Annotated in this window: 6 protein-coding genes; 4 read left to right on the top strand and 2 right to left on the bottom strand. The window is 77.7% G+C overall.

What is annotated here, in order from left to right:
* On the top strand, positions 1–796 hold a 796-nt coding region (locus ACFUMH_RS18210; RefSeq protein WP_378208863.1), incomplete at its 5' end, for a RecB family exonuclease.
* Positions 797–806: 10 nt separating this feature from the next.
* On the opposite strand, the gene ACFUMH_RS18205 is transcribed toward ACFUMH_RS18210, so the two are convergent.
* A complete protein-coding gene (locus tag ACFUMH_RS18205) occupies positions 807–1,745 on the bottom strand; it encodes a phosphotransferase (RefSeq protein WP_378208861.1) in 939 nt (312 codons plus the stop codon).
* A 139-nt stretch (positions 1,746–1,884) separates the two neighbouring features.
* On the opposite strand from ACFUMH_RS18205, the gene nudC reads away from it, so the two are divergent.
* Positions 1,885–2,898, top strand: a complete 1,014-nt coding sequence (gene nudC / locus ACFUMH_RS18200) for an NAD(+) diphosphatase (protein WP_378208858.1) — start codon at positions 1,885–1,887, stop codon at positions 2,896–2,898.
* 143 nt (positions 2,899–3,041) lie between these two features.
* Here nudC and ACFUMH_RS18195 read toward each other — a convergent pair whose 3' ends face one another.
* The gene (locus tag ACFUMH_RS18195; RefSeq protein WP_378208856.1) at positions 3,042–3,302 is read right to left on the bottom strand and encodes a mycoredoxin; all 261 of its coding nucleotides are present in this window, start codon (positions 3,300–3,302) and stop codon (positions 3,042–3,044) included.
* 169 nt (positions 3,303–3,471) lie between these two features.
* On the opposite strand from ACFUMH_RS18195, the gene ACFUMH_RS18190 reads away from it, so the two are divergent.
* On the top strand, positions 3,472–5,574 hold the full coding sequence (locus tag ACFUMH_RS18190) for an ATP-dependent helicase (protein ID WP_378208854.1): 2,103 nt from the start codon (positions 3,472–3,474) through the stop codon (positions 5,572–5,574).
* Between the two features lie 493 nt (positions 5,575–6,067).
* On the top strand, positions 6,068–6,412 hold the full coding sequence (locus tag ACFUMH_RS18185; protein WP_378208852.1) for a WhiB family transcriptional regulator: 345 nt from the start codon (positions 6,068–6,070) through the stop codon (positions 6,410–6,412).
* The last annotated feature ends 100 nt before the right edge of the window (positions 6,413–6,512 follow it).

Genomic DNA, 6,512 nt, shown 5'->3' with positions numbered 1-6,512 from the left:
GCCCGGGCCCGGTGGGCCCGCCGGCGACGACGGCGCGGACGACACCCCGGACGACTGGGACGCGCTGGCCGACCGCCTGCTCGCGGAGCAGGCGGAGCGGCGCGGCGGCGGCGCGCGCGTCGCCCTGCCCGCACACCTGTCGGCCTCGTCGCTGGTGCGGCTCGACGCGGACCCGGCCGACTTCGCGCTCGGCCTGCGCCGGCCCGTCCCGCGGGAGCCCTCCCGGCAGGCGCGGCGCGGCACCGCGTTCCACGCCTGGGTGGAGGCCTGGTACGGCAGCGCGGCCCTGGTCGACCTCGACGACCTGCCCGGCGCCGACGACGACTCGCTGCCCGTGGACGCCGACCAGGCGGAGCTGCGCGCGGCGTTCCTCCGCACCCCGTGGGCGCACCGCACGCCCGTCGCCGTCGAGGTCGACGTGGAGACGACCGTCGGCGGGTACGTGCTGCGGTCGCGGATCGACGCGGTGTTCGCGGACCCCGACCGGCCGGACGTCCCCGGGGCCGTCGTCGTCGTCGACTGGAAGACGGGCGCGCCGCCGACCGACCGCGCCGAGCGGGACTCGCGGGCCCTGCAGCTGGCCGTGTACCGGTTGGCGTGGGCGCGCTGGACCGGCACGGACCCCGCGCTCGTCCGCGCGGCGTTCTGCTACGTCGGCGCCGGGGTCACCGTCGCGCCCGACCGCCTGCCCGAGGAGGACGAGATCGCGGCGCTCCTGACCGCGGCGGCGCCCGTGCCCGGACGCACCCCTGGGTCGCCCGGTGCCCCCGACGCGGCCGGTGCCGGCCGTGCGTGACGCCGGGAGGTCAGAGCGCCGCGGCGGCCTCGTCCTCGACGCGCGTGTGCTCGTCGAGGTCGCGGAGCATCTCGACGGCATCGTCGACGACGTCGCGACGTCCCGTGCGCACGCCGTGCAGCAGCCACCGTGCCAGCGCGAGCTCGCCCGCGAGCATCGCGCGGTCCGCCAGGTGCGGGTCGGTGAGCTCGGTGCGGCGCAGCAGGTACGCCTCGAGGATCGACTCGACCGCGTCCTGCGGCGCGGCCACGAGCAGCCAGGACAGGTCGTCCGCGGGGTCGGCGACCATCGCGCCGCCCCAGTCGAGCACCCCCGCGACCGCGCCCTCGGCGACGAGCACGTGCGCGCTCGTGAGGTCGCCGTGGACGACGGTCGGGCGGAAGCGCCACAGCGCGACGTCCTCGAGCATCTCCTCCCACCGGCGCAGGAGCGTCGGCGGGACCAGGCCCGTCCGGGCGGCCTCGTCGACCTCGGCCTGGCGCCGCTCGCGGTACCCGGCCGCGTCGTACACGGGCAGGCCGGCGTCCTCGACCACGGCCGTCGGCAGCTCGTGCACCGCCGCGACGGCACGGCCGACGGACGCCGCCAGGCCGGGGCCGGGGCGGAGCGTCTCGAGCCGCAGCGGCTGGCCGACGACCTCGCGGTGGACGCACGCCCGGCCGCCCTCGGGCAGGTGCGCGAAGCCCGCCGGCCGCGGCACGACGAACGGCAGCCGGCCCTCGTCGACGTGCGGCGCCAGGGCGTCGAGCAGCGCCACCTCCGCCTCGAGCGCGGCGCCCGCACCGGCGTGCTGCGGTGCCCGGACCACCCAGCGCCGACGCACGGAGTCGACGACCACGGCCACGTCGAAGTCGTTGCCCGCGGCGGCGGGCCGACGCACGTCGTACGCGTCGAGGCCGGGGATCGCGACGGTCGCGAGGGCGGCGAGGGCGAGGGGCGAACGGCTCACGCCGCCAGCGTAGGCGGGCGGGGCCGGTCCGCCGTGGCGCCGCCCGGGCGTGTTGGACGTCCGATTCGTCCGCCGTGCGCACCCGCGGACCCCGTCGGCACGCCCGGCGACCGTCTCGCGCCGCGCGTAGCGTGACGGGGTGACGCCCGACCTCCTCGCCGACCTCCCGCTCGCCCGCAGCCGCACGGACCGCGCGGCGCTGCTGCGCACGGCCCCGGACGCGGTGCCCGCCGCACTCGCCGACCCCCGCACGCAGGTCCTCGTGGTGCGGGACGGCGGCGTCCGCACGGACGGCGCCGCACGCGTGCGCTGGTACACGGCCGACGAGGCGCAGGCGGAGGCCGCCGCGGTGCTCGGTGCCGACGGCGCGCCCGCCGACGCGTGGCTCCTGCTCGGCGCGGAGGACGACGGCGCACGCGTCCTCGCGCTGCGCCTGCCCGACCGCGCGCCCCTGCCGGCGGGCGGCGCCCCCGCCGACGCGGCCGTGCACGCCGGAGGCGCCACGCACGCCGGCCCTGCGCGGCGCGGCAGCGACCCCGACGACGGCTGGACGTCGCTGCGCGTCGTCGGCGCGGCGCTCGACGCCCGCGACGCGGGCCTCGCGACCACGGCCGTCGCGCTCGACGCGTGGCACGACCGGCACCCGCGGTGCCCCCGCTGCGGCGCGCCGACGCGCGTCGCGCAGGCCGGCTGGTCCCGCGTGTGCGACGTCGACGGCTCCGAGCACTACCCGCGCACCGACCCGGCGGTCATCATGGCGGTCGTCGACGACGCCGACCGACTGCTGCTCGGGCACGCGGCGACGTGGCCCGAGGGGCGGTACTCGACCCTCGCCGGGTTCGTCGAGGCGGGGGAGTCGGCGGAGCAGGCGGTGCGGCGCGAGGTCCGCGAGGAGACCGACGTCGTCGTCGACCGCGTCGAGTACCGGGGCAGCCAGCCGTGGCCGTTCCCCGGCTCGCTCATGCTCGGCTACCGCGCGCACGCCGTGCGCACGGACATCACGGTCGACGGCGAGGAGATGGCCGCGGCGCGCTGGTACACGCGCGCCGAGCTGACCGCCGACGTGCGCGCGGGCACGCTGCTGCTGCCGGGGCGCGCGTCGATCGCCCGCGCCCTCGTCGAGGAGTGGTTCGGCGGGCCCGTCGACGACTGAGCGGCCCACCAGGCCGGCCGGCGACCGATCCGCCGACCGGGCCGGTCGACGACCGAGCCGCGGACCGGGCCGGTCGACGACCGAGCCGCGGACCGGGCCGGTCGACGACCGAGCCGCGGACCGGGCCGGTCGACGACCGGGCGTCAGACGGCCAGGCGCGCCCTGACCTCCGCGAGCGACGGGTTGGTCGCGGCGGAGCCGTCGGGGAAGAGGACCGTCGGCACGGTGCGGTTGCCGCCGTTGACGGACTCGACGAACGCCGCGGCGTCGGGCTGCTGCTCGATGTCGACCACGTCGTAGGCGATGCCGGCGGAGTCCATCTGCTTCTTCAGCCGGTGGCAGTACCCGCACCACGTCGTGGAGTACATCGTCACGGTGCCCGGGGCCGGCGTCGTCTCGCTCATGACCGCAGCGTGCCACGCGGCACCGACGCACGCCGAGCCGCGGCGGCCCGCGACCGCCCACGTTCGCGAGGGGCGTACCCCGGCGCGCGCCGCCCGTGACGAGCGCCACCACCCGGGCCGCCACGTGCCGGTCGCCGACCTGTCGGTGGCGGCTGCGACACTGGGAGCGATGTCCGCCGACGCCCTCCTCGACGCGCTGGACCCCGAGCAGCGCGCGGTCGCCACCGCCCTCACGGGGCCCGTCTGCGTGCTCGCCGGCGCGGGGACCGGCAAGACGCGGGCGATCACGCACCGCATCGCGTACGGCGTGCGCACGGGGGTCTACCGGCCGGCGTCCGTGCTGGCGGTGACCTTCACCGCCCGTGCCGCGGGGGAGATGCGCGTGCGGCTGCGCGACCTCGGCGCGGCCGGCGTGCAGGCGCGCACGTTCCACGCGGCCGCCCTGCGCCAGCTCGGGCACTTCTGGCCGCGGGTCGTGGGCGGTGCGCCGCCGCGGCTGCTCGAGCAGAAGGCGCCGATCGTGGCGGAGGCGGGACGCCGGGTGGGCGTCTCGGTGGACCGGGTCTCGGTGCGCGACCTCTCGTCGGAGATCGAGTGGGCCAAGGTCTCGCTCGTCACCGCCGAGGACTACCAGCGCGCGGCCGAGGCGGTGCGCCGCCCGACGCCCGCCGGCCAGGAGCCGCAGGCCGTCGCGCGCATGCTCACCGCGTACGAGGACGTGAAGGCCGAGCGCGGGGTCATCGACTTCGAGGACGTGCTCCTGCTGCTCGCCGCGATGCTGGCGCAGCGCGGCGAGGTCGCCGACGAGGTCCGCGCGCAGTACCGCCACCTCGTCGTGGACGAGTACCAGGACGTCAGCCCGCTGCAGCAGCACCTGCTCGACCAGTGGCTCGGCGGCCGGCACGACCTGTGCGTCGTGGGCGACCCCAGCCAGACGATCTACTCGTTCGCCGGGGCCAGCCCGCACCACCTCATGACGTTCACGCGCCGGCACCCGCGGGCGACGGTGGTGCGGCTCGTGCGCGACTACCGCTCGACGCCGCAGGTGGTGGGGCTCGCCAACCGGGTGCTGACGGCCACGCGGCGGCCCGGCGACCCGGCACCCCTGCACCTCGTGGCGCAGCTGCCCGACGGGCCCCCCGTGCGGTTCACGGCGTACGACGACGACGAGGCGGAGGCCGCCGGCGTCGCCGCCCGCGCGGCGCGGCTCATCGCGTCGGGCGTGCCGGCCAGCGAGATCGCCGTGCTGTACCGGACCAACGTGCAGGCGGAGGCGTTCGAGCAGGCGCTCGCGGCCGCGGGCGTCGGCTACCAGGTGCGCGGTGGCGAACGCTTCTTCTCCCGGCGCGACGTCCGCGACGCGCTCGTCCTCCTGCGCGGCGGCGCCCGCGCGGCCGACCCGGGCGTGCCGCTGGGCGAGACGGCCCGCGACGTGCTGACGTCGGCCGGCTGGGCACCGGCGCCGCCGGCGGCGCGCGGAGCCGCGCGCGAGCGGTGGGACGCGATGCAGGCACTGGTCGGCCTGGCCGACGACCTCGCGGCCGCGCGCCCCGGCGCCACGCTCGTCGACCTCGTCGCCGAGCTCGACGAGCGTGCGGCCGCCCAGCACGCGCCGACGGTCGACGGTGTCACGCTCGCGTCGCTGCACGCCGCCAAGGGCCTCGAGTGGGACGCGGTCTTCCTCGTGGGCATGAGCGAGGGCCTCATGCCGATCTCGCTCGCGCAGACGGACGCCGCCGTGGCCGAGGAGCGCCGGCTGCTCTACGTGGGCGTCACCCGCGCCCGCCGTCACCTCGAGCTGTCGTACGCCGCGGCGCGCACGCCGGGCTCGCGCGCCGGCCGGCGCCGCTCGCGCTTCCTCGACGGCCTGTGGGCGGGGGAGGGCGGCCGGGGCGGGCGCGCGTCCGCCGCGGACGTCCGCGCGTGGGTCGCCGGCGGAAGCCGCCCCGGTGCCGGTCGCCCCGGCGGCACGGCCGACGCCGGTCGGTCCGGCGGCGCCGGTGCGACGACCGGTGAGACCGACCGTGCCGTGCTCGACCGGCTCCGGGCCTGGCGCGCGGGTGTCGCGGCGGAGCGCGGCGTCCCGGCGTTCCGCGTGCTGCCCGACGTGGCGCTGGAGGCGCTGGCCGCCGCGATGCCGACCGGCCCGGCGGAGCTGCAGCGCGTGCACGGCCTGGGGCAGACGCGCCTGCGGGAGTACGGACCGGACCTGCTGCGGGTCGTCGCCGGCGAGGACGTGCTCGCCGGCCGAGGACGCACGCCGCGCCGCTGACCGAGGGCGTGCGGCCGGGCATTCCCGGCGCCGCAGCCGCCCGCCGGAACTTCTTCGGACGACTTCCTTTTAATTCCTTGTGACGCCCGACGCCGCCCCCCTAGTGTGGTCACGTCCTTGATCGCGAGGTGCTGCCGAAGAGGCGGGACCCGAGCCCGGAAGGAGGTGGGTGCAGAGATGGAGAGCATGACGATGACCGGCTTCGCCGACGTGACGTGCGCGTACGTGCAGACCCTCGCACCCACCGCTGAGACCTTCCGTGGCGGTCGTGTGCCCGCTGCCGGGACGCCCGCCGCCCGTCGGCGCATCGCGACGTCCGGCATCGATCTGCGACACAGGACTCTGTAAGCCCCACGCGCACGGCGTGACGGCCGCGGAGTCCGAACTCGGATCCGCGGCCTTCTCATTTCTCCGGCTCCTGCCGGGGTGAGCGGCCCCGTCGATCCGACCTCGACGCACCACAGCTCACCCATGAGGACACCAGGAGGACATCGTGCGGCTCACGACGCTGCTCGACACCGTGGACCACGGCGGATCCGGCCCGTGGCCCACCGGCAGCACCGCGACGACGGACGACCGCCGGCAGTTCGACCGCATGGTCGCCGATCTCATCCCGTGCCGGTCGAACGACCCCGAGCTGTGGTTCGCCGAGCGTCAGGCCGACGTGGAGCGGGCCAAGGCCCTGTGCGCCACGTGCCCGCTCATCGAGGGCTGCCTGGCCGGCGCCGTCGAGCGGGCCGAGCCCTGGGGGGTCTGGGGCGGTCAGGTCTTCGTCGGCGGTGTGGTCGTGCCCACCAAGCGGGGGCGCGGGCGTCCGCGCAAGGTCGCGGCCGCCTGACCGGGTCGACCCGGCCGGGGGCACGCCCGGTCGGCACACCCGGTCGACACGTCCCGTCGTCACACCCCGACGCCGGGCCCCGCGTGCAGCGTGCGCGCTG

Source organism: Cellulomonas sp. NPDC057328, assembly GCF_042667215.1.
Classification (GTDB): domain Bacteria; phylum Actinomycetota; class Actinomycetes; order Actinomycetales; family Cellulomonadaceae; genus Cellulomonas.
The sequence above is the reverse complement of the archived record's forward strand: the minus strand, read 5'-3'. Positions and strand labels throughout refer to the sequence as shown.